Source organism: Mycolicibacterium sp. XJ1819, from assembly GCF_053483675.1.
This window is the reverse complement of the sequence record NZ_JBEFST010000007.1, coordinates 117,043-143,803: the sequence shown is the minus strand read 5'-3', so window position 1 is coordinate 143,803 and position 26,761 is coordinate 117,043. Positions and strand designations below refer to the sequence as shown.

At 69.4% G+C, this 26,761-nt stretch carries 20 protein-coding genes and 2 pseudogenes; 8 read left to right on the top strand and 14 right to left on the bottom strand.

Features of this window, described 5'->3' with window-relative positions; translation table 11 throughout:
* The first annotated feature begins 102 nt into the window (after window positions 1–102).
* Window positions 103–1,599, top strand: coding sequence for a potassium/proton antiporter (locus ABQE89_RS09575; protein WP_448416081.1), 1,497 nt, complete (start codon window positions 103–105; stop codon window positions 1,597–1,599).
* A 443-nt stretch (window positions 1,600–2,042) separates the two neighbouring features.
* Here ABQE89_RS09575 and ABQE89_RS09570 read toward each other — a convergent pair whose 3' ends face one another.
* The 4 genes from ABQE89_RS09570 to ABQE89_RS09555 all read right to left on the bottom strand — a co-directional run bounded on the left by ABQE89_RS09570 (window position 2,043) and on the right by ABQE89_RS09555 (window position 11,495).
* Window positions 2,043–2,843, bottom strand: coding sequence for a polysaccharide deacetylase family protein (locus ABQE89_RS09570; protein ID WP_448416167.1), 801 nt, complete (start codon window positions 2,841–2,843; stop codon window positions 2,043–2,045).
* Window positions 2,844–2,957: 114 nt separating this feature from the next.
* Window positions 2,958–4,424, bottom strand: a complete 1,467-nt coding sequence (locus tag ABQE89_RS09565) for a glutamate synthase subunit beta (protein ID WP_448416080.1) — start codon at window positions 4,422–4,424, stop codon at window positions 2,958–2,960.
* Window positions 4,417–9,045: a glutamate synthase large subunit gene (gene gltB / locus ABQE89_RS09560; protein ID WP_448416079.1), complete on the bottom strand. Its 4,629-nt coding sequence runs from the start codon at window positions 9,043–9,045 to the stop codon at window positions 4,417–4,419. Before gltB ends, ABQE89_RS09565 begins: the two co-directional genes overlap by 8 nt.
* 401 nt (window positions 9,046–9,446) lie before the next feature.
* Window positions 9,447–11,495 carry a heavy metal translocating P-type ATPase gene (locus ABQE89_RS09555; protein ID WP_448416078.1) on the bottom strand — a complete coding sequence of 683 codons (2,049 nt, stop codon included), beginning with the start codon at window positions 11,493–11,495 and terminating at the stop codon, window positions 9,447–9,449.
* A 59-nt stretch (window positions 11,496–11,554) separates the two neighbouring features.
* Here ABQE89_RS09555 and ABQE89_RS09550 point away from each other — a divergent pair, with 59 nt between their 5' ends.
* From ABQE89_RS09550 to aqpZ, 4 genes are all read left to right on the top strand, one after another.
* Window positions 11,555–12,370, top strand: coding sequence for a PaaI family thioesterase (locus ABQE89_RS09550; protein ID WP_448416077.1), 816 nt, complete (start codon window positions 11,555–11,557; stop codon window positions 12,368–12,370).
* An 11-nt stretch (window positions 12,371–12,381) separates the two neighbouring features.
* Window positions 12,382–13,776: a chloride channel protein gene (locus ABQE89_RS09545; RefSeq protein WP_448416076.1), complete on the top strand. Its 1,395-nt coding sequence runs from the start codon at window positions 12,382–12,384 to the stop codon at window positions 13,774–13,776.
* 328 nt (window positions 13,777–14,104) lie between these two features.
* Window positions 14,105–15,565 carry a hypothetical protein gene (locus ABQE89_RS09540; RefSeq protein WP_448416075.1) on the top strand — a complete coding sequence of 487 codons (1,461 nt, stop codon included), beginning with the start codon at window positions 14,105–14,107 and terminating at the stop codon, window positions 15,563–15,565.
* Between the two features lie 165 nt (window positions 15,566–15,730).
* Window positions 15,731–16,504 (top strand): aquaporin Z, encoded by a 774-nt coding sequence (gene aqpZ / locus ABQE89_RS09535; RefSeq protein WP_448416074.1) that lies wholly within the window; start codon window positions 15,731–15,733, stop codon window positions 16,502–16,504.
* A 4-nt stretch (window positions 16,505–16,508) separates the two neighbouring features.
* Here aqpZ and ABQE89_RS09530 read toward each other — a convergent pair whose 3' ends face one another.
* The gene (locus tag ABQE89_RS09530; RefSeq protein WP_448416073.1) at window positions 16,509–17,060 is read right to left on the bottom strand and encodes a Dps family protein; all 552 of its coding nucleotides are present in this window, start codon (window positions 17,058–17,060) and stop codon (window positions 16,509–16,511) included.
* A 76-nt stretch (window positions 17,061–17,136) separates the two neighbouring features.
* A complete protein-coding gene (locus ABQE89_RS09525) occupies window positions 17,137–18,048 on the bottom strand; it encodes a DNA-3-methyladenine glycosylase family protein (RefSeq protein ID WP_448416072.1) in 912 nt (303 codons plus the stop codon).
* 30 nt (window positions 18,049–18,078) lie between these two features.
* Between ABQE89_RS09525 and ABQE89_RS09520 the strand changes: the two genes are divergently transcribed.
* Entirely contained in the window at window positions 18,079–18,552 is a 474-nt protein-coding gene (locus ABQE89_RS09520) for an SRPBCC family protein (RefSeq protein WP_448416071.1), read from the top strand.
* Here ABQE89_RS09520 and ABQE89_RS09515 read toward each other — a convergent pair.
* A pseudogene (locus ABQE89_RS09515) lies at window positions 18,549–19,221 on the bottom strand (NAD(P)/FAD-dependent oxidoreductase). The gene ABQE89_RS09520 and the pseudogene ABQE89_RS09515 overlap by 4 nt on opposite strands.
* Window positions 19,222–19,261: 40 nt before the next feature.
* Here ABQE89_RS09515 and ABQE89_RS09510 point away from each other — a divergent pair.
* Window positions 19,262–19,918 (top strand): enoyl-CoA hydratase-related protein, encoded by a 657-nt coding sequence (locus ABQE89_RS09510; protein ID WP_448416070.1) that lies wholly within the window; start codon window positions 19,262–19,264, stop codon window positions 19,916–19,918.
* A 23-nt stretch (window positions 19,919–19,941) separates the two neighbouring features.
* On the opposite strand, the pseudogene ABQE89_RS09505 reads toward ABQE89_RS09510, so the two are convergent.
* From ABQE89_RS09505 to ABQE89_RS09475, 7 genes and pseudogenes are all read right to left on the bottom strand, one after another.
* Window positions 19,942–20,052, bottom strand: a pseudogene (locus tag ABQE89_RS09505) (class I SAM-dependent methyltransferase); the annotation flags it as partial.
* Window positions 20,053–20,075: 23 nt separating this feature from the next.
* Window positions 20,076–20,573, bottom strand: a complete 498-nt coding sequence (locus tag ABQE89_RS09500; protein ID WP_448416069.1) for a sigma-70 family RNA polymerase sigma factor — start codon at window positions 20,571–20,573, stop codon at window positions 20,076–20,078.
* A gap of 6 nt (window positions 20,574–20,579) precedes the next feature.
* Window positions 20,580–21,302: an SDR family NAD(P)-dependent oxidoreductase gene (locus tag ABQE89_RS09495; RefSeq protein ID WP_448416068.1), complete on the bottom strand. Its 723-nt coding sequence runs from the start codon at window positions 21,300–21,302 to the stop codon at window positions 20,580–20,582.
* Between the two features lie 62 nt (window positions 21,303–21,364).
* Window positions 21,365–24,187 carry an AAA family ATPase gene (locus tag ABQE89_RS09490; RefSeq protein WP_448416067.1) on the bottom strand — a complete coding sequence of 941 codons (2,823 nt, stop codon included), beginning with the start codon at window positions 24,185–24,187 and terminating at the stop codon, window positions 21,365–21,367.
* Window positions 24,188–24,224: 37 nt separating this feature from the next.
* Window positions 24,225–25,247 (bottom strand): NAD-dependent epimerase/dehydratase family protein, encoded by a 1,023-nt coding sequence (locus tag ABQE89_RS09485; protein WP_448416066.1) that lies wholly within the window; start codon window positions 25,245–25,247, stop codon window positions 24,225–24,227.
* Entirely contained in the window at window positions 25,244–25,750 is a 507-nt protein-coding gene (locus ABQE89_RS09480; RefSeq protein ID WP_448416065.1) for a nuclear transport factor 2 family protein, read from the bottom strand. Before ABQE89_RS09480 ends, ABQE89_RS09485 begins: the two co-directional genes overlap by 4 nt.
* A gap of 38 nt (window positions 25,751–25,788) precedes the next feature.
* Complete coding sequence (locus tag ABQE89_RS09475; protein ID WP_448416064.1) at window positions 25,789–26,187, bottom strand: hypothetical protein; 399 nt, start codon at window positions 26,185–26,187, stop codon at window positions 25,789–25,791.
* Between the two features lie 46 nt (window positions 26,188–26,233).
* Here ABQE89_RS09475 and msrA point away from each other — a divergent pair, with 46 nt between their 5' ends.
* Complete coding sequence (gene msrA / locus ABQE89_RS09470) at window positions 26,234–26,752, top strand: peptide-methionine (S)-S-oxide reductase MsrA (RefSeq protein ID WP_448416063.1); 519 nt, start codon at window positions 26,234–26,236, stop codon at window positions 26,750–26,752.
* Window positions 26,753–26,761 lie beyond the last annotated feature (9 nt).

Genomic DNA, 26,761 nt, shown 5'->3' with positions numbered 1-26,761 from the left:
CGCTTCTTGGCGCGGAGCATGAATTCATAGTGACCCGATCGGCCACGGGTGGTAGGTGTTTACTGCACTTCGCACCAACCACACGGTCCGGACGGGAACGCGATGACCCTGCAGCAGCTTTATCTGATGCTGCTCGCGGGCGGGCTGGTGCTGTTGGCCAGCATCGTCGCGACCCGGGCCGCCAGCCGCATCGGCCTGCCCAGTCTGCTGCTGTTTCTGGCCGTCGGTGTCATCGTCGGCGAGGACGGGCTGGGTCTGCAGTTCGACAACTACCTGCTCGCCGATCACCTCGGCACGGTGGCGCTGGCCATCATCCTCATCGAGGGCGGGCTGACCACACAGTTCTCCAACGTGCGCAACGTGTTGGCGCCCGCCGGGGTGCTGGCCACCGTCGGCGTCGGGGTGAGCATGGCCGTCACCGCCGCGGGTGCACATCTGCTGCTCGGGATGGACTGGCAACTGGCGCTGCTGCTCGGCGCGGTGGTGTCCTCCACCGACGCCGCAGCAGTGTTCTCGGTGCTGCGCGTGGTGCCGCTGCCGCGCCGCGTCGCGGGTCTGCTCGAGGCCGAATCCGGTTTCAACGACGCCCCTGCCGTGATCCTGGTGCTGCTGTTCAGTGTGACCCCGCTGGAACTCTCGCCGGTGCACACGCTCGTCGAGGTGGTCTACGAGCTGGCGGCGGGCGCGGCGATCGGGGTGGGCGTCGGGTTCATCGGGGCGATCGGCATGCGCCGCGTCGCACTTCCGGCCTCGGGGTTGTATCCGCTCGCCGCGTTCGGGCTGGGCATGGTGGCGTTCTCCGCGGCGGGCGCCGCCCATGCCAGCGGGTTCCTCGCCGCGTACGTGTCCGGGCTGGTGCTGGCCAACTCCGGGCTGCCGCACCGCTCGGCGACCCGGTCCTTCGCCGAGGGCCTGGCCTGGCTCGCGCAGATCGGCCTGTTCGTGTTGCTCGGCCTGCTCGTGGACCCCGGTGAGTTGGCCGCCGAGGTGGTGCCCGCGATCACCATCGGGCTCGTTCTGCTGTTGATCGCACGGCCGCTGTCGGTGATGGTGTCCCTCGCCGGGTTCCGGATCCCTTGGCGTGAACAAGTTTTCGTGTCCTGGGCCGGTTTGCGCGGCGCCGTGCCGATCGTGCTGGCCACCTTCCCGATCGTCGGCGGCGTGCCCGACAGCCTTCGGGTGCTCAACATCGTGTTCATCCTGGTCGTGGTCTACACGCTGGTGCAGGGGCCGAGCCTGCGCGCGCTGGCCCACCGACTGGGGCTGATACCGAAGGAGGCGACCCGCGAGATCCAGGTCGAGGCGGCCCCGCTGGACGTGCTGGAGGCCGAGTTGCTGACCATGACCGTGCACGCGCCCTCGCAGTTGCACAACGTCACTGTGCTCGAGCTTCGGCTACCGGACCCGAGCGTGATCACGCTGATCATCCGCGACGGCCACACCTTCGTGCCGCAACCCGACACCCGCATCGCGATCGGCGACGAGTTGCTCATCGTCACCACCTCGAAGACCCGCGCGGCCACCGAGCGCAGGCTGCGCGCGGTGAGTCGGCGGGGCAAGCTCGCGCACTGGTTCGACGAATACGGCGAAGCCGAATAGACGACCGGAGCCGGCATCTGGAATGAGCCTGGACCGGCCGTCAGCAAATTTCGGTGACGGTAACGAAAATATAACGATTCGGCAAACGAGGTTTTAAACCGCCGGGATTGCGGCGTAACTGTCGCCGCGATGTTCGCTAGACGCCGTACAGACGGAGCTCGTCGGCGGTGACCAGACGTTCGGCCTTCGCGGGGAACTCACGGCTCTTCAGTGGATGCCGGAACAGTGACCAGGCGATTCGACTCACCCGTGACCGAGATAGCGGGTTGAGGTACACAGTGCTTACTCCTGCGTCGATACCGATAGCTGATCGTGGGCCTCACCCTACCGCAACGCCCTCATGAAGTCATTAGATACTGACGTCGCGGCAAACTGGTTGAGGCGCGCCGACAAATGTTGCTCCTGTTTCTAAAGTGACTGAAGTGAATACCGGGCCGAGGCGGTCACGGGCGCAGGAAGACATCGTCGAGGGTGACCGTGCGTAGCTTGCGGGCTCGGATGACGTCAACCAGTTGCCCGTAGACGTGGGTGACCGGCAGGTGGTTGAGGTGGCCGATGACGATCGTCTGCGGGTTGAACCACGTGTGCGCCATCTTCACGATCTCGGCCTCGGGTATCTCGACGTGGTCCTTCAGATCGCCGGACCACAACGTGTTGACCGTGTAGCCGAGGTCGGCGGCCACCTTGTCGACGTGTGCGTTATGCGCCCCATAGGGCGGCCGGAAGTACGGCCGCACATCGACACCGTAGGTCTTCCACAAGAAGTCGTGGTTGTGCCGCAACTCCTCTGCCACGCCGACCAATGGGAGTTTGGTCAGATTCGGGTGCAGCCAGGTGTGGTTCGCGAGCTGGATCTGCCCGTCGTCGACCAACGGTCGCAGCAGGTCCGCGTGCTCGGTCCACGACCTGTAGACGCCGTTGACGAAGTACGTCAGGCGCACGCCGGTGTCCCTGGCGAACTGGGTGTAGGCCCGGACCACCTCGCTGCTGACCCCGTCGTCGAGCGTCAGCGCCAGCAGGTCCCCCTCACCCGGCAGCATGGTGAGCACGCCGCCCGGTGACGGGAGCCGCGCCGATCGCGGGGGCGGGGGTAGCACGGCGGGGGCGGACGGCGCCACCGGCGGTGCGGCCGCCTCGGCGGCCACGCCGGCCACCTGCGGCTGGCCGCCCAGACTGCACCGGCTCAACCCGATCGCGCCCAGGCTCGCCACCGACAGCGCGGCCAGGAAGTGGCGCCGGTTCAGCTCGGACCCGGCGCCCGGCAAACGGTAGCGGCCAGACATCGCCACTACTGTCCCGCGAGCCGCAGCAAAAGCGTCTCATTGCGCGGCGTGTCGCGGGGTTTTGGCCGTTCGGCGCTAACGCTGGGGCACGGCGGTGGGTTTGATCGGTGCCGGAAGCGCGGTCTCGCCCATCAGGTAACGGTCCGCCCCGGCGGCCGCGGCGCGGCCCTCGGCGATCGCCCAGACGATCAGCGACTGTCCGCGACCCATGTCGCCGGCCACGTACACGCCGGGTACCGAGGTCGCGAAATCGGCGTCGCGTGCCACGTTGCCCCGGTCGGTCAGCTCCACCCCGAGATCGGTCAGCAGACCCTCACGCTGCGGACCGACGAAACCCATGGCCAGCAGCACCAGGTCGGCGGCCATCTCGAAGTCGGTGCCCTCGACCTTGACGAACTTGCCGCCCTCCATCCGCACCTCGTGCCCGCGCAGGCCGGTCACGTGCCCGTCGCTGCCGACGAACTCCTCGGTGTTGACCGAGTACACCCGCTCGCCGCCCTCCTCGTGCGCCGAGGACACCCGGTACATCAGCGGGTAGACGGGCCACGGGGTGGATTCGGCCCTGGTCTCCGGCGGGCGCGGCATGATCTCGAACTGGTGCACGCTGGTCGCGCCCTGCCGGTGCACGGTGCCCAGGCAGTCCGCGCCGGTGTCACCGCCGCCGATGATGATGACCTTCTTGCCCTTGGCGTGCAGCGGCGGAAGGCCCTCGTCGTCGACCACCGGATCGCCCTGCTGCACGCGGTTGGCCCACGGCAGGAACTCCATCGCCTGGTGGATGCCGTCCAGGTCGCGCCCCGGGATCGGCAGGTCGCGCCAGGCCGTGGCACCACCGGCCAGCACCACCGCGTCGAACTCCTTGCGCAGCTGATGTGCCGTGAGATCCACCCCGACGTTGACCCCGGCGCGGAACTGGGTGCCTTCGGCCTCCATCTGCACCAGCCGCCGGTCGATGTGGCGCTTCTCCATCTTGAATTCCGGGATGCCGTAACGCAGCAGCCCGCCGATGCGGTCGTCGCGCTCGAACACCGTCACGGTGTGGCCCGCGCGGGTCAGCTGCTGGGCGGCGGCCAGCCCGGCGGGCCCGGAGCCCACGACGGCCACGGTCTTGCCGGTTTGCACCGTCGGCGGTAGCGGTACCACCCAGCCCGCATCGAAGGCCTTGTCGATGATCTCCACCTCGACCTGCTTGATGGTCACCGGGTCCTGGTTGATACCCAGCACGCAGGAGCCTTCACACGGCGCTGGGCACAGCCGCCCGGTGAACTCCGGGAAGTTGTTGGTGGCGTGCAGCCGCTCGATCGCGTCGTGCCAGCGGTCGGTGCGCACCAGGTCGTTCCACTCGGGGATCAGATTTCCCAGCGGGCATCCGTTGTGGCAGAACGGGATACCGCAGTCCATGCAGCGCGTCGCCTGCTCCCGCAGAGTGTCGTGGGAGAAGTCCTCGTAGACCTCTTTCCAGTCGAGCAGGCGCAGCGGGACCGGCCGTCGCGGCGGCAACTCGCGACGGGTGTGCTTGAGGAAGCCGCGTGGATCAGCCACCGGCGGCCGCCATGATCGCTTCGTCGATCGCGGTGCCGGTCGCGCCTGCGGCCTCAGCGTCGGCGATGGCCTTGAGCACCCGCTTGAAATCACGGGGCATCACCTTGGTGAAGTGCGTCAAGTTGGTGGTCCAGTCAGTCAGGATCCGTTGTCCGACAGCCGAATCAGTTGCGTCGACGTGGGCCTGGATCATTCCGTGCAGCAGTTCGATGTCCTCGTCGTCGAGGCTCTCGAGGTCGACCATCTCGGCGTTGAGGTGGCCCGGCAACTTCCCGTCCGGGTCGTAGACGTAGGCGATGCCGCCGGACATGCCCGCGGCGAAGTTGCGTCCGGTCGGTCCGAGCACGACCACCCGCCCACCGGTCATGTACTCGCAACCGTGGTCGCCGACGCCCTCGACGACCGCGTGCGCGCCGGAGTTGCGCACCGCGAACCGTTCACCGACCTGGCCCCGGATGTACGCCTCACCGCTGACCGCCCCGAACAGGATCACGTTGCCCGCGATGATGTTGTCCTCGGCCACATAGTCGGCGGGCGCGTTGTCCGAAGGCCTGATCACGATCCGCCCGCCGGACAGACCCTTGCCGACATAGTCGTTGGCGTCGCCGTACACCCGCAACGTGATGCCCTTCGGGACGAACGCGCCGAAGCTGTTGCCCGCCGAGCCGTCGAAGGTGATGTCGATGGTGCCGTCGGCAAGGCCCTGGCCGCCATAGGCTTTGGTCACCTCGTGGCCGAGCATGGTGCCCACGGTGCGGTTGACGTTGGCGATCGTCGTCGAGAAACGCACGGGCGTGCCGGAGTCCAGCGCCTCGCGGCACATCACGATCAGCTGCTGGTCGAGCGCCTTGTCCAGCCCGTGGTCCTGACGCGAACTGCAGTACAGGTCCTGGTTCATGAACGCCGACTCGGGCTCGTGCAGCACCGGGGTCAGGTCCAGCTTGTGGGCCTTCCAGTGCTCGGCGGCCTCGGTGGTGTCCAGCGAGCCGACCTGGCCGACCATCTCGTTGACGGTCCGGAAGCCCAGCTGCGCCATCAGTTCCCGCACTTCTTCGGCGATGAACATGAAGAAGTTCTCGACGAATTCGGGCTTGCCGTTGAACCGCTGCCGCAGCACCGGGTTCTGAGTGGCCACGCCGACCGGACAGGTGTCGAGGTGACACACCCGCATCATGATGCAGCCGGAGACCACCAGCGGTGCGGTGGCGAACCCGAACTCCTCGGCGCCCAGCAGCGCGGCGACCACCACGTCGCGACCGGTCTTGAGCTGACCGTCGACCTGGACCACGATGCGGTCGCGAAGACCGTTGAGCAGCAACGTCTGCTGCGTTTCGGCCAGGCCCAGTTCCCATGGCGCGCCCGCGTGTTTCATCGACGTCAACGGAGTGGCGCCGGTGCCGCCGTCGTGACCGGAGATCAGTACCACGTCGGCGTGTGCCTTGGAAACGCCCGCGGCCACCGTCCCGACGCCGTTCTCGGAGACCAGCTTGACGTGCACCCGCGCCTGCGGGTTGGCGTTCTTCAGGTCGTGGATCAGCTGCGCGAGGTCCTCGATGGAGTAGATGTCGTGGTGCGGAGGCGGGGAGATCAGCCCCACGCCCGGCGTCGAGTGCCGCACCTCGGCCACCCACGGATAGACCTTATTGCCCGGAAGCTGGCCGCCTTCACCGGGTTTGGCGCCCTGGGCCATCTTGATCTGGATGTCGGTGCAGTTGCTCAGATAGTGGCTGGTCACACCGAAGCGCCCGGAGGCCACCTGCTTGATGGCGCTGCGCCGCCACTCGCCGTTCTCGTCGGGGTCGAAACGCCCGACGTGCTCGCCGCCCTCACCCGAGTTCGACCGTCCGCCAAGGCGGTTCATCGCGATCGCCAGCGTCTCGTGAGCCTCGGCCGAGATCGACCCGTAGCTCATCGCCCCGGTGGAGAACCGCTTGACGATCTCGCTTGCCGGCTCCACCTCTTCCAGCGGAACCGGTGTGCGCACACCGTCTTTGAACTTCAGCAGGCCGCGTAGCGACGCCATCCGCTCGGTCTGGTCGTCGACCAGTTTGGTGTACTCCTTGAAGATCGAGTACTGACCGGTGCGCGTCGAGTGCTGCAGTTTGAACACCGTGTCCGGGTTGAACAGGTGGTACTCACCCTCGCGGCGCCACTGGTACTCCCCGCCGACCTCGAGTTCGCGGTGCGCCCACTGCGCGGGCCGGTCGAGGTAGGCCAGCCGGTGACGAGCGGCCACGTCGGCGGCGATGTCGTCGAGGTCGATGCCGCCGACCGGACACGTCAGCCCGGTGAAGTACTCGTCGAGGACCTGCTGGCTGATGCCGACCGCCTGGAACAACTGCGCGCCGGTGTAGGACGCCAGCGTGGAGATGCCCATCTTGGACATCACCTTCAGCACGCCCTTGCCCGCGGCCTTGACGTAGTTCTGCAGCGCCTTCTCCCGGTCCAGGCCGGTGATCGCCCCTCGGTCGAGCATGTCCTCGATCGACTCGAACGCCATATAGGGGTTGATCGCCGCGGCGCCGAACCCGACCAGACACGCCATGTGGTGTACCTCGCGCGCGTCGCCGGTCTCGACGACCAGGCCGACCTGGGTGCGGGTGCGCTCGCGGACCAGGTGGTGGTGCACGGCCGACACCGCCAGCAGCGACGGGATCGGCGCCAGCTGCTCGTTGGACTCGCGGTCGGAGAGCACGATGATGCGGGCGCCGTCCCTGATGGCCGCCGACACCTTGGCGCGCACGTTGTCCAGCGCCTCCTGCAGGCCCTGCCCGCCGCGGTTCACCGGATACAGGCAGCGCACCACCGCGGCACGCATCCCGTGCTTGCGGCCGCGGATCTCATGCTCGGGGTCGAGGTTGACCAGCTTGGCCAGTTCGTGGTTGCGCAGGATCGGCTGGGACAACACGATCTGCCGACACGACTCCGGCCCCGGGTTGAGCAGATCGCCCTCCGGTCCCATCGCGCCCTGCAGGCTGGTGACGACCTCTTCGCGGATCGCGTCCAGCGGCGGGTTGGTGACCTGGGCGAACAGCTGCTGGAAGTAGTCGTAGAGCATCCGGGGACGCTGTGAGAGCACCGCGACGGGGGTGTCGGTGCCCATCGAGCCGATCGGCTCGGCGCCCGTGCGGGCCATCGGCGCCACCAGCACGTTGAGTTCCTCGTAGGTGTAGCCGAAGGCCTGCTGGCGCAACACCACCCGGTGGTGCGGCATCCGCACATAATCGCCCTGCGGCAGCTCGTCGAGGCGGAACAGGCCCTGCTCGAGCCACTCCGCGTACGGGTGCTCCGCGGCCAACTCGGCCTTGATCTCCTCGTCGGAGACGATGCGGCCCTGCGCGGTGTCGACCAGGAACATCCGGCCGGGCTGCAACCGCATCCGCTTGACCACGGTGGACGGATCCAGGTCGAGCACGCCGGCCTCCGAGGCCATCACCACCAGACCGTCCCGGGTGACCCAGATTCGCGATGGGCGAAGGCCGTTGCGGTCCAGCACCGCGCCGATCACGGTTCCGTCGGTGAAGCACACCGACGCCGGGCCGTCCCACGGCTCCATCAGCGAGTCGTGGAACTCGTAGAACGCCCTGCGCGCCTCGTCCATGCTCTCGTGCTGTTCCCAGGCCTCCGGGATCATCATCAGCACGGCGTGCGGCAGACTGCGGCCGCCGAGGTGCAGCAGTTCGAGCACCTCGTCGAAGCGGGCGGTGTCCGAGGCCCCGGGGGTGCAGATCGGCGTGACCTTCTCCAGGTCCTGGCCGCCGAACGCCTCGGTGCGGATCAGCGCCTCACGGGCGCGCATCCAGTTCTCGTTGCCGGTGACGGTGTTGATCTCACCGTTGTGGGCGATCCGCCGGAACGGGTGGGCCAGCGGCCAGGACGGGAAGGTGTTGGTGGAGAACCGGGAGTGCACGATGCCGAGCGCACTGGTCAGCCGGGCGTCCTGCAGGTCGAGGTAGAACGCCTTGAGCTGCGGCGTGGTCAGCATGCCCTTGTAGACGAATGTCTGACCCGAAAGGCTCGGGAAGTACACGGTTTCGCGGCCCGGGCCGTCCTGGCCCGGACCCCGGGTGCCCAGTTCGTGCTCGGCGCGCTTGCGCACGACATACGCGCGCCGCTCCAGTTCCATGCCGGAGGCGCCGGCCAGGAACAGCTGGCGCAACGCCGGCATCGCGTCGCGTGCCAGGGCGCCCAGTGAGGAGTCGTCGGTGGGCACCTCGCGCCAGCCGAGGACGTGCAGGCCCTCGGCCTCGGCGATCTTCTCGACCGCCTCACACGCCGTGGCGGCGTCTTTGGACGACTGCGGCAGGAATGCGATACCGGTGGCGTAGCTGCCGTACTCGGGCAGTTCGAAGCCGCCCTGCTCGGCCACCACCGCGCGCAGGAATTCGTCGGGAACCTGGATCAGGATGCCGGCGCCGTCGCCGGTGTGGGGTTCGGCGCCCTGGGCGCCGCGGTGCTCGAGGTTCAGCAGCGCGGTGATCGCCTTGTCGACGATGTCGCGGCTGCGGCGGCCATGCATGTCCGCCACCATCGCGACACCGCAGGCGTCGTGTTCGAACGCAGGGTTGTAGAGCCCCTGCGGACGTGAGGAGTGGGTTCTACCTCGACGGCTGGGCGCCATTCTTTCCTATCCCTTTTGCAAAGCGTGTGATGCTTGCCGACGTCAACGGCGGCTTAGCCGGCCCGGCGATGGGGTGCCTCCGTGCTGCGTCGAACGACGGCGCTGACCCACTCACCACGAGTGGTGAAAACGATATGACAAACCCCGCCTGACATGCCAACTTAGCCGCACCTAATCGTACGGTCCCGGCCGGCGCGGGCCGACGCCGGTCCGTGGGCCGGTAACAGTCGAATAACGTTGCCGCAGTGACATTTTCGGTTTAGGACGCCGGCACTGGACGCACTGAGGGATGGGTCACAGTTCGCCTCCGTTTCCCGTCGATGTTTGCTGTGACTTCCAGCTCACAGTGTTACCCAGCGTGGACTTGATCACACATGTTTGCGCAAAGCCTAGTCAGATTCTTAGAGAACGCTGCGCACGCTGATAACGGGCCGCAGGTCCAGTCGGCGCAGCAGTTGGGCGTTGAGCGCGACCACCACCGTCGACACCGACATCAGGATCGCACCCACCGACATCGGCATCACGAAGCCCACCGGCGCCAGCACGCCGGCGGCCAACGGCACCGAGATCAGGTTGTATCCCGCTGCCCACCAGAGGTTTTGCTGCATCTTGCGGTAGGTGCTGCGGGACAGCACCAGGACCGAGAGCACCGAGCGCGGGTCCGAACTGGCCAGCACCACCCCGGCCGAGGCGATCGCGACGTCGGTGCCGGCCCCGATCGCAATGCCGACGTCGGCCTGAGCCAGTGCGGGCGCGTCGTTGACGCCGTCGCCGACGAACGCCACCTTGCGCCCCTCCCGCTTCAGGTCGGCGACCTTGCCCGCCTTGTCTTCGGGCCGCACCCCGGCGAAGACCCGGTCGATCCCCAGATCGTCGGCCACCGCCCTGGCCACCGGTCGCGCGTCGCCGGTGACCATGACCACCTCGATGCCCAGTTTGTGCAGTGCGTCGACCGCCGACCGCGATTCCGGCCGCACCTCGTCGGCCAGCTTCAACGCGCCGGCCACCTCACCGTCGACGAGGACGTGCAGCACGATCGCGCCCTCGTCGTGCCAGGGACCGACGGCGGCCAGCTCCGCACGTCCCGCCTCTTCCAGCATCCGCGGTCCGCCGACACGCACCCGGCGGCCGTTGACGACGGCGCTGACCCCGACGGCCGGCGACGAGCTGAAGTCCGCCGACGACGGGATCGAGACCCCGCGCCTGTCTGCGGCCTCGACGATGGCCCTGGCCAGCGGGTGCTCGGAGTCGGATTCGGCCGCGGCGGCCATGGCCAGCACGCCGGCCGCGTCGGGCGGCCCGCCCGGGGCCGGACCGGCCACGACCGCGGTCACGGTCGGCTCGCCCCTGGTCAACGTGCCGGTCTTGTCGAACAGCACCGCATCGACGGTGCGCATGCTCTCCAGCGCCAACCGGTCCTTGATCAGCACCCCGCCTCTGGCCGCGCGCTCGGTCGCGATCGAGACCACCAGCGGTATCGCCAGGCCGAGGGCGTGCGGGCAGGCGATCACCAACACCGTGATGGTGCGGATGACGGCGTCCTGGGGCAGTCCGAGAAAGCCCCACACCACCGCGGTGACGACCGCGGCGCCCAGGGCGAACCAGAACAGCCAGCCCGCGGCCATGTCCGCCAACCGTTGCGCCCGCGAGGACGAGTTCTGCGCGTCGGCCACCAACCGCGCGATGCCGGCCAGGGCGGTCTGATCGCCGACGGCGGTGACCGCCACGCGCAGTCCGGAGTCGGTGGCGACGGTGCCCGCGACGACGTGGTCGCCGACGGTTCGGCGCACCGGGCGGGACTCACCGGTCACCATCGACTCGTCGAGATCCGCGGTGCCGTCGACGACCTGCCCGTCGGCGGGCACGGCACCGCCCGGACGCACCAGGACCACGTCGCCCACGCGTAGGTCCGCGGGCGCCACCGACTCGGTGCCGTCGCCGACCACCCGCTCGGCCCGGTCGGGCAGCAGCGCGGCAAGCGAGTCCAGTGCCGAAGTGGTCTGCGCCAGTGACCGCATCTCGATCCAGTGACCGAGCAGCATGATCACCACCAGCAGCGCCAATTCCCACCAGAACTCCAGTTCGTGGTGCAGCAGGCCCAGATTCGCGCCCCACGACGAGATGAACGCCACCGTCAGCGCCAGGCCGACCAGCAGCATCATTCCCGGTGCGCGGGAACGTATTTCGCTGATCGCTCCGGTCAAGAACGGCCGGCCGCCCCAGAGATACATCACGGTGCCCAACACCGGTGAGATCCAGCGCGCGGCGGGAATGTCGGGTACCGAGTAGCCCAGGATCATCGCGAACATGCTCGACATCGCCACGGTCGGGACGGCGAGCGCGAGCATGATCCAGAACAGGCGCCGGAACATGGCCACGTGGCCGGAGTGGTCCCCGTGCTGCCCGTGTTCGGCGGCGGCCTGGTGCGCAGTGTGCTCGGTGTGAGCCATCGGCCAACCATACCCCTATGGGGTATATGCGGGGCGGCTTTGGCTCAGGCTGGAGCGCGATGTCCCATCCCCTGAACACCCCGCTCGGCCGATTCGGCATCGTGACGTCCGAGGACGGCCCCGAGCGCTGCGTGGCCTCCATTCCGGCCGGCGACATGGCCAATCCGCTGACCGGCGCACCGACCATCGCGCCGCTGGCGATGCTGGCCGACCATGCGGGCGGTCTGGTCAACCACCACCGCCGCGCCCCGCAGGAGTGGACGGTGACCAGTGAGCTGTCGCTGGAGGTCGGCCTCGGCGCGCTGGAAGTGATCGCCGCCGCGCCTGAGGTGCCGGTGGTCGCGACCGCCCGCCCGTTCGGTCCGAAGGGTTCGGCGGCGCTGGGGGTCTGCGAGTTCACCCATCGCGACACCCCGCTGGCCACGGCCACCGTGCGCTCGTTCTACATCGGCGCGCCCGATGCGCTGGCCCCGTTTCCCGACGGTCCGAGCGGTCCTCCGCCACCGGGTTCGCTGGCCGACCGGATGGCGGTTCGGGTGGCCGAAAGCGGCGGGTCGTCGAAAGTGCTGATGCAGCTCGAAGATCCGGTGCTCAACAACCTCATGGGCATCGTGCACGGCGGCGTCTCGGCTATGGCGCTGGAGATGGTCGCGTCAGCGGCGGTCAACGCCGACCGCGACGGTTCGCCGCTGCACACCGCGTCCCTTCGGGTGAATTTCATTCGGCCGTTCCGCAGCAGCCGCGAATCCCGTTATGCCGGAACAACTTTACGCGCCGGACGCGGCAGCGGAATCGGCGAGGCACAGGCCGTCGGCCCGGACGGCGAGGCGGCCGTCATCGCCCGACTCACCGCCTACGGCGCCGTTTCGCGATAGCATCAGCCACCATGCCAGAAACCCCCGTGACCGGCGGCGGGATAGGCGGATTCATCAAGCGCTCGGGATATCTGCGCAAGTGGTTGATTCTCGGCATCGCGATCGGCATCATCGCCGGTCTCGGCGCGGTGGTGTTCTACCTGGCTCTCGATTACGCGGGCCAATTCCTACTCGGTTATCTCGCCGGCTACGACATCCCCAAGCCGATCGGCGACGGCGGCAACCCGGGCTCGACCGGATTCGACCGGCCGTGGGCAATTCCGTTGGTGGCCTTCGGCGGCGCGCTGGTCTCCGCGCTCCTGGTCGCCACGTTCGCCCCCGAGGCCGAGGGACACGGCACCGACAGTGCGATCGAGGCGGTGCACACCGACCCGCGCTCCATCCGCACCCGGGCCATCGTGGTCAAGACGATCGCCAGCGCGTTGACCATCGGATCGGGCGGCTCGGGTGGACGCGAAGGTCCGGCGGCCCAGATCTCGGCCGGCTTCGGGTCGATCATGTCCCGTCGGCTCGACCTGTCCGACGAGGACGGGCGCATTGCGGTCGCGCTCGGAATCGGTTCGGGTATCGGTGCGATCTTCGGGGCCCCGCTGGGCGGTGCGGTACTGGCCGCCTCGATCGTCTACCGCGAAGATTTCGAGTACAAAGCGCTGATACCGGGATTCATCACCTCGGCCACCGCCTACGCGGTGCTTGGCTCGATCCTGGGCTTCGAGCCATTGTTCGGCTTCATGGCCGCCGACTACCGGTTCGACCATCCGCTGGACCTGACGTGGTTCGTGGTGCTCGGCATCGTCGCGGCCTTCTTCGGATATCTGTACGCGCGAATGTTCTACGGCACCGTCGCGTTGACCGCGAAGCTGCCCGGCAACAAGGTGATCAAGCCCGCGGTGGGCGGGCTGGCCGTCGGCCTGCTGGCGCTGGTGATACCGCAGATCCTGGCCAGCGGTTACGGCTGGGCGCAGAAGGCGGGCGCCACCGAATCGCTGATGGCCATCCCGCTGTGGATTGTGCTGATACTGCCGCTGGCCAAGATCGTCGCGACGTCGCTGTCCATCGGAACGGGCGGTTCGGGCGGAATCTTCGGACCAGGTGTCGTGGTCGGCGCATTCGCCGGCGCAGCGATCTGGCGATTGGCGCACGATCTGGGCCTGCCCGGAATCCCCGACGGACCCGCGGTCTTCGTGGTCGTCGGCATGATGGCGTGCTTCGGCAGCGTCGCGCATGCGCCGCTGGCGGTGATGATCATGGTGGCCGAGATGACCGGATCCTTCGCGGTGCTTCCGTGCGCCATGGTGGCTGTCGGGATCGCCTACCTGCTGATCATTCGATCCGACATTTCGATCTACTCGGCCCAGCGACTCAACCGCGAAACCGCGGCGGCCGAGCGCCGTGGTACCGAGTAGTTCCGTTTGCTCTTTCCAACAGCCCCGACGCCCGCCCCATAGCCGTCAGCTTCTCAAAAAGCCAATCGTGAATTGACGCACGCGAAGATTGCTGAACAAAAGTGCCGGTGTTTGCAGAGTTTGCCGATCTAAGTTTATTCGAATTGGTATCTGCCGAGTTCCCGCGGTATATCGCGCCAAGTTATTGTCACGACGGTAAATAAGAATTAGATCTAACAATTAGCTATTCATCGTTGCCGTTGTGTGCTAAATATATTTGTCACACCCGTGTGTGTTGTGGGCCAGCTAAGAGGCCGTGGGGCGGCCTCCACTGAGAAAGGACCCGGCAATGAAGGTTGCCAAGCAAAAGAAAGTAGCGACCGCGACATTAGCGATGGGCGCGTTGGCAGTGGCGGGCGCGGCCGCGTATGTCATCGAACCGGCGACAGCCCCGGTGGCCAAGCCGAACCCGTTGATCGTCCAGCAGCAGGACGACGTGCAACTGGTGGGCCTGTTCGGAAGCCTCACCAAGGTGCTCACCACCGTCACCAAGAGCGTGACCACCGCGGTGCCGGTGCTGGATCCGGTCGTCACCCCGTTGATCAGCGACGCTGAGGCGGGTACCGGCGGCAACGGCGGCCTGCTGATCGGCAACGGTGCGGACGCCACGGCCGCAGGCCAGAGCGGCGGAAGCGGCGGCCTGGTGCTCGGCGACGGCGGTAACGGCGCCGCGGGTGCCAACGACCTCAACACCGGCCAGGACGGCGGAAACGGCGGCAGCGCCGGCCTGCTCGGCAACGGGGGCAGCGGCGGTGCCGGCGGCGCCGCGGCCGCTCTACTCGGCGGAGAGGCGACCGGCGGTGACGGCGGCGACGGCGGCAACGGCGGCCTGCTGATCGGCATCGCCGGCAATGGTGGCGCCGGCGGCGGCGCGATCGCCGGAAACGACGACGCGACCGGCGGCAACGGCGGCGACGGCGGCCAGGGTTCACTGCTGATCGGCACCGCCGGTGACGGCGGCGCCGGTGGCGACGCGGCGAACACCGGCGGCGGCCAGGACGCGACCGGCGGTAGCGGCGGCGACGGCGGCGACACCATCCTGGTCGGCCCCGGCGGCGCAGGCGGCGAAGGCGGCGACGCCACGGTGTTCGGTGACGGCGACAGCACCGCAGGCAATGGCGGCGACGGCGGCCACGGCGGCCTGGTCCTCGGTGGCGGTGACGACGGCGGCGACGGCGGCGACGCGGTCACCGCGGGCAACGGCGACGCGACCGGCGGCGACGGCGGCGCCGGCGGCAACACCGGCGTCATCAGCGAATCCGGCAACGGCGGCGACGGCGGCGACGGCAGCGTGTTCGGAACCGACGTCGAGAACGACGCCTATGGCGGCGACGGCGGCGACGGCGGCCATCCCATCCTGATCGGTGGCGTCAGTGACGGCGGCGACGGCGGCGACGGCGGCGGAGCGCTCAGTGCGGGCGACGCGACTGGCGGTAACGGCGGCGACGGCGGCCCCGGCAGCATCGTCAGCGGTGAAGGCGGTAACGGCGGCGACGGCGGTATCGCGATCGGCGGCGTGGACGCCGACGGCGGCGACGGCGGCGACGGCGCAGGCAGCGGGCTCGTCGGCTTCGGCGACGGCGGCGGCGACGGCGGCAACGGCGGGGCCGCGTTGGCGGGCGACGACGCGACCGGCGGTGACGGCGGCGACGGCGGTAACCCGGGGCTCAACGGCGGATCGGGCACCGGCGGCACCGGCGGTGCCGCGGCCGGCGGCGGCAGCAGCAGCCCCGGCTCCGACGGTGACTGACCGCTAGGTAGACAGACAGCGGCCGGGACGATTTCGTCCCGGCCGCTTCTGTTTTGTCCTTCGCATATTTCGGTCGCACCACGATTCGGATACGGCGCTGAGCGAACGGCGGTGCGCATGCGACGCTCGTTGCACCGGGCGTCAGGTCCAACGAAGGAGCCACGCATGCGCGAGCCGACGATGCTGCACCGACTGGCAGCGGAATTCATCGGAACCTTCTGGCTGGTGCTCGGCGGCTGCGGCAGCGCGGTGTTCGCAGCGAAGTTCACCTCGGACGGCACCTCGCTGGGAATCGGGTTCCTCGGCGTCGCGCTGGCCTTCGGTCTGACGGTGCTCACCGGCGTGTACGCGTTCGGCACGATCTCCGGCGGGCATTTCAACCCGGCCGTCACCCTCGGGGCGGCGCTGGCCCGGCGCGTCGAATGGAAGGCCGTGCCGGGCTACTGGATCATCCAGGTCGTCGGCGGCCTGGCCGCGGGCGCGGTCATCTACGTCATCGCCAGCGGCCGGGACGGCTGGACGGCCACCGGAAACATGGCCGCCAACGGCTTCGGCGACAACTCTCCCGGCGGCTTCTCGATGTGGGCGGTGATCATCACCGAGGTCGTCCTCACCGGCATCTTCCTGCTGGTGATTTTGGGCTCCACCGACGACCGCTCCCCGAAAGGCTTCGCGGGCTTGTCAATCGGGTTGAGCCTGACGTTGATTCACCTGATCTCGATCCCGATCTCGAACACCTCGGTCAACCCGGCGCGCTCGACCGGGGTCGCGTTCTTCAACGGCGACGGCGCACCGATGCAACTGTGGGTGTTCTGGCTGGCCCCTCTGGTCGGTGCGGCGGTCGCCGGAATCGCCTACCCGGTCCTGTTCGGCAGGGATGAGGAACTCGCCGAGCGCCCCGTCCGCGACGATGCGCTCGAGCAGTCCCCCGTCGGCTGACGTCCTACTTCTTCTTCGCCCGGCTGGCGGCCGCCTTCTCGGTCTTGGCCCCCGCGTTGGCCAGCTCACCGCCGGAGTTCTCCAGGTGGGCGCGCACGAACCACTGGAACTTCTCCAGTTCAGCGGTGTGCGCGATGAGCATGTCCTGAGACACCAGATCGAGGTCCTCAAGGGTTTCGATGCACTCGCGGGTGTCCTCGATGACGCCGGTGTACACCAGATCCAGGGCCGCCAGGTGCGCCTGCACGGTGTCCCGCTCGACCGAGTAGTCGTCCCACGTGCGGTCCTTGATGATCGCACCCGGCGTGCCCAGCGGTGACCCGCCCAGGGTCGCGATGCGCTCGGCGACCTCGTCGGCGTAACCGCGGACCAGCATCACCTGCGGGTCGATCATCTCGTGCACGCCGATGAAGTTGGGGCCGATCACGTTCCAGTGCACATGCTTGAGCGTGAGGTGCAGATCGTTGTACGTGCTCAACTGCTTCTGCAGCAGGCCGGCGACCTTGTTGCCGTCGGCGGTCGACATACCGGGCACCGTGTATCCGGATCGGGACATGGGAAAGCTCCTTCGCGTTCGTCTGACGTCCCGCGACGGGTACCCACGCACCGAGGTGGATAACCGCGGGCGTCGGTCAGATCGCGCGCAGGTTCGGTATCGCCTGCCGTGGCGCCCGGCGGTCCGGAAGCATGGGGCCGGTGGCCTCCAGCAGCCGCACCGCGCGATGCCGGTGCGGACGCAGCGGCCCGAGCAGCGCCACCATCGCCGCGTCGTCGATCGGCCCGCCGAGCAGCCGCCACCCGACCGCCTTCGCGAGATGAAAGTCGCCCACCGACAACGCATCGGCGTCACCGAGGGCCCGCTGGGCCGTCTCCGCGGCGGTCCACTCGCCGACACCGGGCAGCGACATCAGCGCGGCGCGCGCCCGGTCGGCGGGCCAGCTGGCCAGCCGTTCGAGCGAGTCGGCCCGCTGCGCGCATCCGACGACGGTGCGGGCGCGGCCCGGGTCGACGTTGGCGCGGTGGAACTCCCACGACGGCACCCGCCGCCACACCTCACCGGGCGGCGGCACCCGCATGTGCGGCGGGGCCGGTCCCGGGGCCGGCGACCCGAACCTGGTCACCAGGATCCGCCAGGCTCGACGGGCGTCGGTGCCGTACACCCGCTGCTCGAGCACCGCGGGCACGAGGGCCTCCAGCACGCGTTCGGTGCGGCCCAGCCGCAGATGCGGCACGCGTCGGTGCGCGGCGGCGACGGTCGGTTCGTCCGGATCGAAACCCGACACGTCGTCGTCGACCCCCAGCTGTGCGGGCAGGGTTTCGGTGAACTCGGCCGCGCCCCGGCCCCACGCCTCGCAGTCGACGGTGTCGGGCGCCGACTTGGTGATCCGCGCGGTGACCGGTCCGCTGCGCATCAGGCTGGTGCGCCAGATCGCTCCGTCGGGGGCGTCGTGATAGCACGGATCGCCGCGCCCGCGGCGCAGCGGCGACAGCGTCAGGCTCGGGCTGGCGGGCCCGGTGAACACGACGCTGACCGAGCGGTGCATCGCCTCAGACTACGTCGCTACGATCGGCGGATGACTGATCAAGCTCCGGCATCCGCGAGTGCGGAAGTCACCGTCGACGCCGACGCCGACACGGTGTACCGGCTCATCACCGACCTGCCCACGCTGGCCTCATTCGCCGAAGAGGCGCACGCAATGGAATGGCGCAAGGGTGACACCGCCGAACCGGGCGCGGTATTTCGGGGCCACAACCGCAGCGGGTCGCGGACGTGGACCACGACGTGCACCGTCACCGCCGCCGAACCGGGCAGGACCTTCGCGTTCGACGTGCGCAGCGCGATGATCCCCGTCGCGCACTGGCGCTATGACATCGTCTCGACCGGCGACGCGACATGCCGGGTCACCGAGAGCACCTGGGATCGGCGGCCGGGCTGGTTTCGGATACCGGCGGGCTGGGCGACCGGCGTGAAGGACCGCGATGCGGCCAACACCGAGCACATCACGCTCACGCTGCAACGGCTCAAGCAGCGCGCCGAGGCCGGTTAGGGCCGGCCCGCGATCCGATCGGCGACGACCGCGATCGGTGAGGTCGTCGACCGCGCGAACCGCGACTCGTGCCAGTCGGCGGCCTTGTACGCCAGATACATGCCGCGCACACCCAGCCAACGCAGCGGTTCGGGTTCCCAGTCGCGTGACCGGTGCTGCACCCACGGCAGCTCGGTCGGCGGTGTCCGGCGATCCAGCACCAGATCGGCCAGTGTGCGCCCGGCCAGGTTGGCGGCGGTCACCCCGTGGCCGACGTATCCCCCGGCACCGCCCAAACCCGTTGCCGCCCTTGACGATGCCCGCGTCGATACCCTCGCGGCCGGCCACCTCGATGACCTCGTCGACCGCGTCGTTGAGGGCCCGCTGCCATGCCAGCACGCGATCGCGACCGTGGCGCCTCGCCATCCGGTCGCGGTCACCGGGCACCAGCCCGGACAGCCAGCCGCCGTTGCGGCCCGACGCGCCGAAGCCCGCGAAGCGCGCCTCCAACACAATGATCCGCAGCGACGGGTCGGCGCGCTTGAGGTAGTAGGCCGTCCACAACCCGGTGTATCCGGCGCCGACGATGCAGACGTCGGCATCGCAGTCACCGGTCAGGGGCGGGCGCGGGGCCGGTGCGGCGGTGAACCATCCGGAGACTTTGCCGTTGACCGGTCCTGCTGCGGGCACTTTCCGATTCCGGCAGTGCCTGCGGTGGTGTAATCGGCTGATGGCCGACCTCGAGCGCCGCGGCGCGGTATTCGTGTTGACATTCGGTGACGACGAGAACAGATTCCATCCGGACAACCTGGCGGCCATCAACACCGCACTCGACGAGGTGGAGGCGGCCGAGGCGCCCAAGGCCGTCGTGACCACAGGCGGCGGGAAGTTCTATTCCAACGGCCTTGACCTGGACTACATGGCGGCCAACCCCGCCGCGGCCGAGGCGAACCTCGCCGACGTGCACGCCCTGTTCGCGCGGGTGTTGGCGTTCCCGGCCCCGGTCGTCGCCGCGGTGCAGGGCCACGCGTTCGCCGCCGGGGCCATGCTGGCGCTGGCTCACGACCTGATCGTGATGCGCGCCGACCGTGGCTACTTCTGCCTGCCGGAGGTCGATCTCGGGATACCGTTCACCGCCGGAATGAACGCGCTGATCCGCGGCCGGTTGCCGATCGGCACGGCTCACGAGGCGATGACGACCGCGCGGCGATACGGCGGGCAGGACGCCTTGGCGGCGGGCATCGTCGCCGCCACCGCCGCCGAGGGCGAGCTGCTCGGGGCCGCCGTCGCCCTCGCGGAGGAGCGTGCCGCGAAGGCGGGTCCGGTGTTCGGCGCGATCAAGGCGCGGCTGTACGCCGAGATGATCGCCGAACTGAAGGTCAGTTAGAACGCGTAGCGGTGGTACTGGGCCTGTTTCGCCCACCGGTCGGAGAGGACGGGTTTGTCCAGATCCGCGTCGAGTGCCTTGGCGTAGAGGCTCGCCAGCATGGTCTGCGGCGCGCCCGACAGGTCGACGCGCAGTTTCGCCGTCACGACATCCGAGGCTAGCCGCGCGCGGCCAGCTGCCGTCGGGCGCGGCTGACGAGTTGGCGCGCGTTCGTCTCGCTGACACAGACGATCGCGGCGATGTCGGCGTGCGGGAAATCGAAGGCCTCACGCAGCACGTAGGCGGTGCGTTCTCGCGGTGAGAGCCGCTCGAGCAGCGTGTGCACCGTGGTTTCCAAGGTCACTGCGCGTTCCACCCCCGCCTGTGGATCCGCGCCCGGGTCGGCCCGCTCGGGAAGCCATGAGCCCGACGGTGTTTCGCGTCGCGCCCGCGCCGACTGCATCGCGTTGATGCACAGCCGTTTGGTGGTGGTGGCCAGAAACGCGGCCGGATCGAGTACCGCCGCACGATCGCAGGACTGCCAGCGCAGCCAGGTGTCCTGCACGATGTCTTCGGCCTCGGCGTAGTTGTTCAGCATCCGAAAGGCGATGCCGAACAGGCGATGACGCACGGCAAGGAACGTCGTGGCGGCATGGTCGAGCGAACTGGGTGACATCGGGCTTCAGACGGCGATGCCGCCACCGTCGGCGTGCAAGGTCGACCCCGTGATGAAACTGGCCCGCGGCGAGGCGAGAAACAACACCGCCTCGGCGATCTCCGCCGCGTACGCCGTCCGGCCCAGTGGCAACGCCCTGCCGAGTTCCTCGTTGGTCTCGCCCCACTCCGCCGCCACCCCCTCGGTGCGCGTCGGCCCCGGCGCCACGCTGTTGACCCGCACGCCGTACTGGCCGAACTCGGCGGCCCAGGTTCGGGTCAACGACTCCAGCGCCGCCTTGGACGCGCTGTATCCGGCCGCCCCGGGAACGCCTTTGAACGCGACCAGCGAGGTGACGTTGACGATGCTGCCGCGGCCGCGTTCCAACATCCCCGGCACCAGGCCCGCGACCAGAAAGTAGGCGCCGCGGACATTGGTGTCGAAGATCGAGTCGAAGGACGCCACGTCCTGGTCGACGGTGAACCCGCCGGGAAAGCTCGCGGCGTTGTTGACGACGATGTCGACGCTGCCGCACTGCGCCACCAGCGCCTGCACCGAATCCAGATCCGAAAGATCGGACTGCAAAAAGCGGGTCTTGCCGCCGATGGTCGCGGCCGCCTGCTCACCGCGCCGGCGGTTCCGGCCCGAGATGACGACCTCGGCACCTTCGGCGGCCATCAAACGTGCAGCCTCCCAGCCGATGCCGGCGGTGCCCCCGGTGATCAGGGCGGTGTGCTCGCTCAGTTCCATGCACCCAGACTGTCCGGTGCGGTAGGTGATGGGACCCTTGGAAACCCGTAGTCCGGTGGTGGTTATGCGGTGTCTGTCCGGCCGCGCAGTTGTCTGCGCGATTTGATGCCGAGCTTGGCGAACACCTTGCGCAGATGCCATTCCACGGTGTGGGTGCTGATGAACAACTGCGCGCCGATCTCCTGATTGGTCAGCCCCGACCCGGCCAGTTGGGCGATCTGGGCCTCCTGTGCGGTCAGCCCGTCACCCCGGGAGATGGGGCGTTTGCGGGTTTTCTCACCGGTGGCCAGCAGCTCGCGCCGGGCCCGTTCGGCGAACGCCTCCGCCCCCATCTGGGTGAACATCTCGTGCGCGATGCCCAACTGTTCGCGGGCGTCCACCCGCCGGTGCGCGCGCCGCAGCCACTCCCCGTACACCAGGCGGGCGCGCGCGAGGTGTACCACGATCCGGGTGCGCCCGAGCCGGTCGATGGCCTCACGGTAGTGGGCCTCGGCGGTGTCGGCGTCCCGGCCGGCGTCCTGGTCCTCGAGCAGCGCGCGGGAGCGGGCCAGCACACCGAGTGCCCAGTCCGTGCCCGCCGGTTCGGTCAACGCGGCGAGCCGGGCCAGCGCGTCGGCCGCGAGCGTCCGTTCACCGCATCGCGCGGCGGCCTCGACGAGCTCGGTCAAAGTCCAGCCGAAGAAGCCCAGATCCTCGTGTTCGCAGGCTTGTTGAGCCGCGGTGAGCGCCTGCCGGTAGTGGCCCAGACCGTTGTTGAGCACCGCGGTGACATACCCGGTCAGGCCGATGACCCGGCCCTCGCCGCGCGCGGCCGCGCGCTCGGCAGACGCCGCGATCAGCCCGACCGCCTCGGCTTCGACGCCGCGCCAGGCCGCCACCGACACAGCGTGATAGCGCAGCGGGACGTAGCCGGTCGCGGCGGTGATCGCGTCGGCTTCCTCGATCAACGCCGACGCGGCGTCCAACTCGCCGGCGAACACGTGCACGCCCGCGCGGGTCACCAGCGCCAGCGGCAGCACCGCCAACGCCCCGGTGTCGCGTGCCAACCGGACCGCCGCGGTGGCCAGCCGGTGGTAGAGCTCGTCGTCCCACAGTTCGCCGGCCACCGATTCCTGCGCGATGGGGAACGCCTGCCAGAACCAGCCCATGACGTCACCCGCGGTCGACTGGGCCGCGTCGACGATCCGGGTCAGCGCGTCGCGCAGGGTCGGCAGCCCGGGGGCCGGGCCGTCGATGATCCGCCGCGCCAGCCCGTCGAGCATCAGATCGTGGGGCCGGGCGGGGGTCGGCCCCGGCGGCGCCCGACGCGCCGGTTCGGCCACCACCACCGCGCCGCCGTAGGGACACAACCGGCCGCCGTACATCGCTGCCCCAAGCGCCTCCAGGTAGGTCTCGCGGGCCTGGGCGGCGTCGAGGTCCTCCAGCCCCCGCGCGGAGTCGAGCAGTCCCAGGGCGGCCTCGGCGACCGTGGGTGCGGTGTCGTCGCCCCCGCGGCTCTGCACGAACGCGATCTCGGCGCGCAGCCGCGCCGCCTGGGCGCGCTGGTGTCGGTCCAGCGGCGTCATCTCCGCCATCGCCAGCAGCTCGCGTGCGGAGTCGGGGGAGGTCGCGGCGTACTTGGCCTGCGCGGCGGCCAGCGCCCTGGCCCCGCGGCGCACCGGGTCGGCGGTCAGTTCGGCGGCGCGCTCCAGGAACGCCGCCGCGGCGGCCACCCCGCCCCTGGCCTGCGCGCGGTCCGCGGAACGCTCCAGTTCGGCGGCCACCGCGTCGTCGGTGCCGGTGGTGGCGTTGGCCCCGTGCCAGGCGCGCCGGTCCGGGTCGGCCTGTGGGTCGGTGACCTCGGCGAGCGCGCGGTGCACCTGCCTGCGTTCGTCGAGGTCGCCCGCCAGGTAGGCCGCCGAGCGCATCAACGGATGCCGGAAACGCACCCGCGCCCCGATCTCGATGAGCCCCGCGGCCTCGGCGGGTGCGGCCACGTCGACCGAGATTCCCAGCCGGTCGACGGCGCGGCTCAACAGCGCGGTGTCGCCGACGGGGTCCGCCGCGGCGGCCAGCAGCAGCCGCCGGGTCGGCACCGGCAGCGACTGCACCCGCCGCACGAAGCTGTGCTCGATGTGGCCGGCCGGGGGGCGCGACTCCGGGCGCCCATAGCCGCCCTCGGTCGCCGCCGGGTCGCGGGGCAACTCCAGCAGCGCCAACGGGTTACCGCGCGCCTCGGCAATGATCCTGTCGCGCACCCGCTCGTCCATGCGGCCCCGGATCACCGACTCCAGCAGGATTCGGGCGTCGTGGTCGGACAGCCCGTGCAGCGCCAACTCGGGCAGCCCCGCCAACTCGCGGGCTTCGGTGTCGCGGCTGTCGCGGACGCCGAAGACCACCGCCACCGGTTCGGCCAGCAGTCGGCGCGCGACGAAGGCCAGGGTCTGCGCCGAGACCCGGTCGAGCCACTGCGCATCGTCGACCACACACATCAGCGGGGTGGCCTCGGTGGCCGCGGCAGCCAACAGGCTGAGCACCGACAGGCCGACCAGGAAGCGGTCCGGCGGTGCCCCGGCGCTGCGCCCGAACGCGGTCGCCAACGCGTCGCGCTGGGGCTCGGGCAGCTGCTCGAGCCCATCCAGCAGCGGCGCGCACAACTGGTGCAACCCGGCGAAGGCGAGTTCGACCTCGGCCTCCACCCCCGAGGCGCGCGCGATCCGGAAGTCCGAGGCGCGCTCGATCGCGTACTCGATCACCGCGGTCTTGCCGACGCCGGCCTCACCGTGCACGACGAGCACCTGGCTCTCGCCGGTGCGGGCGGCCGCGATCAACTGGTCCAGCCGTGCGCACTCGTCGGTTCGCCCGCGCAGCGGCTGTGCGGACGTTGCGGATGTGTTGTCCACCATGCGCACCGCCGTCTGATCTTGAAGGGCCGCTCTGAGGCTAGCCGGTGGCGCCCTCCGCCGACTTACTTCTGCGCCGCGCCTCGCGCAGTTCGACCCAGAACCTCGCGGCCTCGCGGATGGACTCCTCGACGGGGCGAGGCTGCCAGCCCAGTTCGCGAACCGCCTTGCCGTGATCCACCGGGGCCTCGGCGCGCATCAGCCGCAGCGAGCTCATCGACAGCTGCTCGTCGGTGCCGCGCAGCCGCGCCTTGATGCTGCCCGCCACGGCCAGCGCGTACGACACCGGCAGCGGAATGGTCCTGGCCGGTGGCGGGACGCCCGCGGCCTGCGCGGCGATGCGCACCACCTCGGCGTTGCTGATCATCTTCTCCGAGATCAGGTAGCGCTCGCCGATGCGGCCGTGCTCGGCGGCCAGGATCATCGCCCGCGCCGCGTCGGTGACCCCGACCGCCTCCAGTTCGATCTTGTCCATCACGAACGGCAGCTTGCCGAACGCCGCACCCGCGATGATCGCGCCGTGCGGGGTGCGACCCCAGTCGCCCGCGCCGTAGGTGGTGGACACACACATCGCGACCGCGGGCAGGCCGTGCTGTCTGGCGTAGCCCAGCACGAGCTTCTCGGCCTGCACCCGCGACTGCACATACGGCGGCAGGCCGCGTTCGGGGGCGATGTCGTCCTCGGTGGCGACGCGGCCGCGGCGCCGGCCCACCGTGGCGTAGCTGCTGGTGTAGACGAACCGCCGCAGGCCCGCGTCCTTCGCGATGTCCAGCACGTTGCGGGTGCCGTCGACGTTGGTGCGGAACAACGGTGCGGGGTCGCGCAGCCAACCGCGGGTGTCGACCACGCAGTAGTACACGTCGTCGACGCCGGCCATCGCCTCGCGCAACGTGTCGTCGGACCAGATGTCGCCGACGAACCGCGTCACGTCGAGGTCGTCGATGCCGACGGTGTTGGCGTTGGGGCGCACCATGATCCGCACGTCGTGGCCGTCGCCGACCAGCAGCCTGGTCACGTGCGAGCCCAGGAAGCCGTTGGCCCCGATGACGAGTTTGGGCTTCACCTACCACCTCCGTACTGCTCCAGCCACACGGCCGCCTCGTCGGGCAGCGTGCCGAACTCCTGCGCCTTGCGGCACCACTTCAGCGTGGCTTTGACGAACCGCAGCGGGTTGTAGACGTCCTCCTGCCGGCACCACAGGCCGTCGCCGGCGTAGGTGAGGATCGAGATGTTGGTCGCGCTGATCACCGAGCCGTCGCCGGGGTCGCGCATGGGGTTGTCCAACTCGCAGATGATGCGGCCGGTCGCCTCGTCGATCACGTGCCACACCGACGGGAACGACGTCATGTGACTGCCGGGGAAGGACTCCATCGTCTTCCAGATCCACGAGCGCACCTGGTCGCGGCCGCGCATCGTGCCCGCGGCGTGTTCGACGTATTCGACGTCGGAGGTGTACTGCGCGACCCAGGGGTCCCAGTCGCGGGTCTGGGCGGCGCGGTCGACCGTCGCCTCGAAATCCTCGAACGCCGCGGCCAGTTCGGCTCGGGTGAAATCACTGCTCGCCACCCCAAAACTAGAACACGTTCTAACCGCTTTGTCGAGGGTCAGGACACGCTGACGACGCGCCGCTCACCGAGCGGAGCCTGCAGGGGCACCTCCAGGGTGCCCACCACGGCGATCGCGATGCAGGCCCTGCCGACGGCCTCGGGCAGCGTGCCGCTGTGCAGTTCGACGGTGACGGTGTCGGGGGTCTCCTGCACCTCGGCGTGCACGCCGTAGCAGTGCGGGGTGCCGGTGGTGAAATGCACCGCGACCGCATGATCGTCGTGGCCGAGCTTGCTGTAGGACTCGGCCCGCATCGGATGCGCATCGACGAGCGCGGGGTGGTCGGTGAACGCGACACCGGAGACGTCGGGTCGCTCCGGCAGCACGGTCTGCGCCGCCGCCGGTGCGCCGCTCAGGACGAAGGCCAGACCGGCGATGGCAAGGATGCATGTGCGCATACCTCGACGGTAGCCGCGCCCGTCACCGGCGGCGTATACAAGACGCATGAGTGAGCACAAGAAGGCCATCCTGGCCGGCGGCTGCTTCTGGGGGATGCAGGATCTGATCCGCAAGCAGCCCGGCGTGGTGTCGACGAGGGTCGGCTACACCGGTGGCGAGAACGCCAACCCGACCTACCGCAACCATCCGGGCCACGCCGAGGCCATCGAGATCGTCTACGACCCGGCGCAGACCGACTACCGCGCGCTGTTGGAGTTCTTCTTCCAGATTCACGACCCGACCACCAAGAACCGGCAGGGCAACGACGTCGGCACCAGCTACCGGTCGGAGATCTTCTACGTCGACGACGAACAGAAGAGCGTCGCGCTGGACACCATCGCCGACGTCAACGCCTCCGGGCTGTGGCCGGGCAAGGTCGTCACCGAGGTCTCCCCGGCCGTCGAGTTCTGGGAGGCCGAACCGGAGCACCAGGACTACCTGGAGCGCTACCCGAACGGCTACACGTGCCACTTCCCGCGCCCCGACTGGAAGTTGCCGAGGCGGGAAAAGGCCCAGCAACGCTAGGCGGCCGCC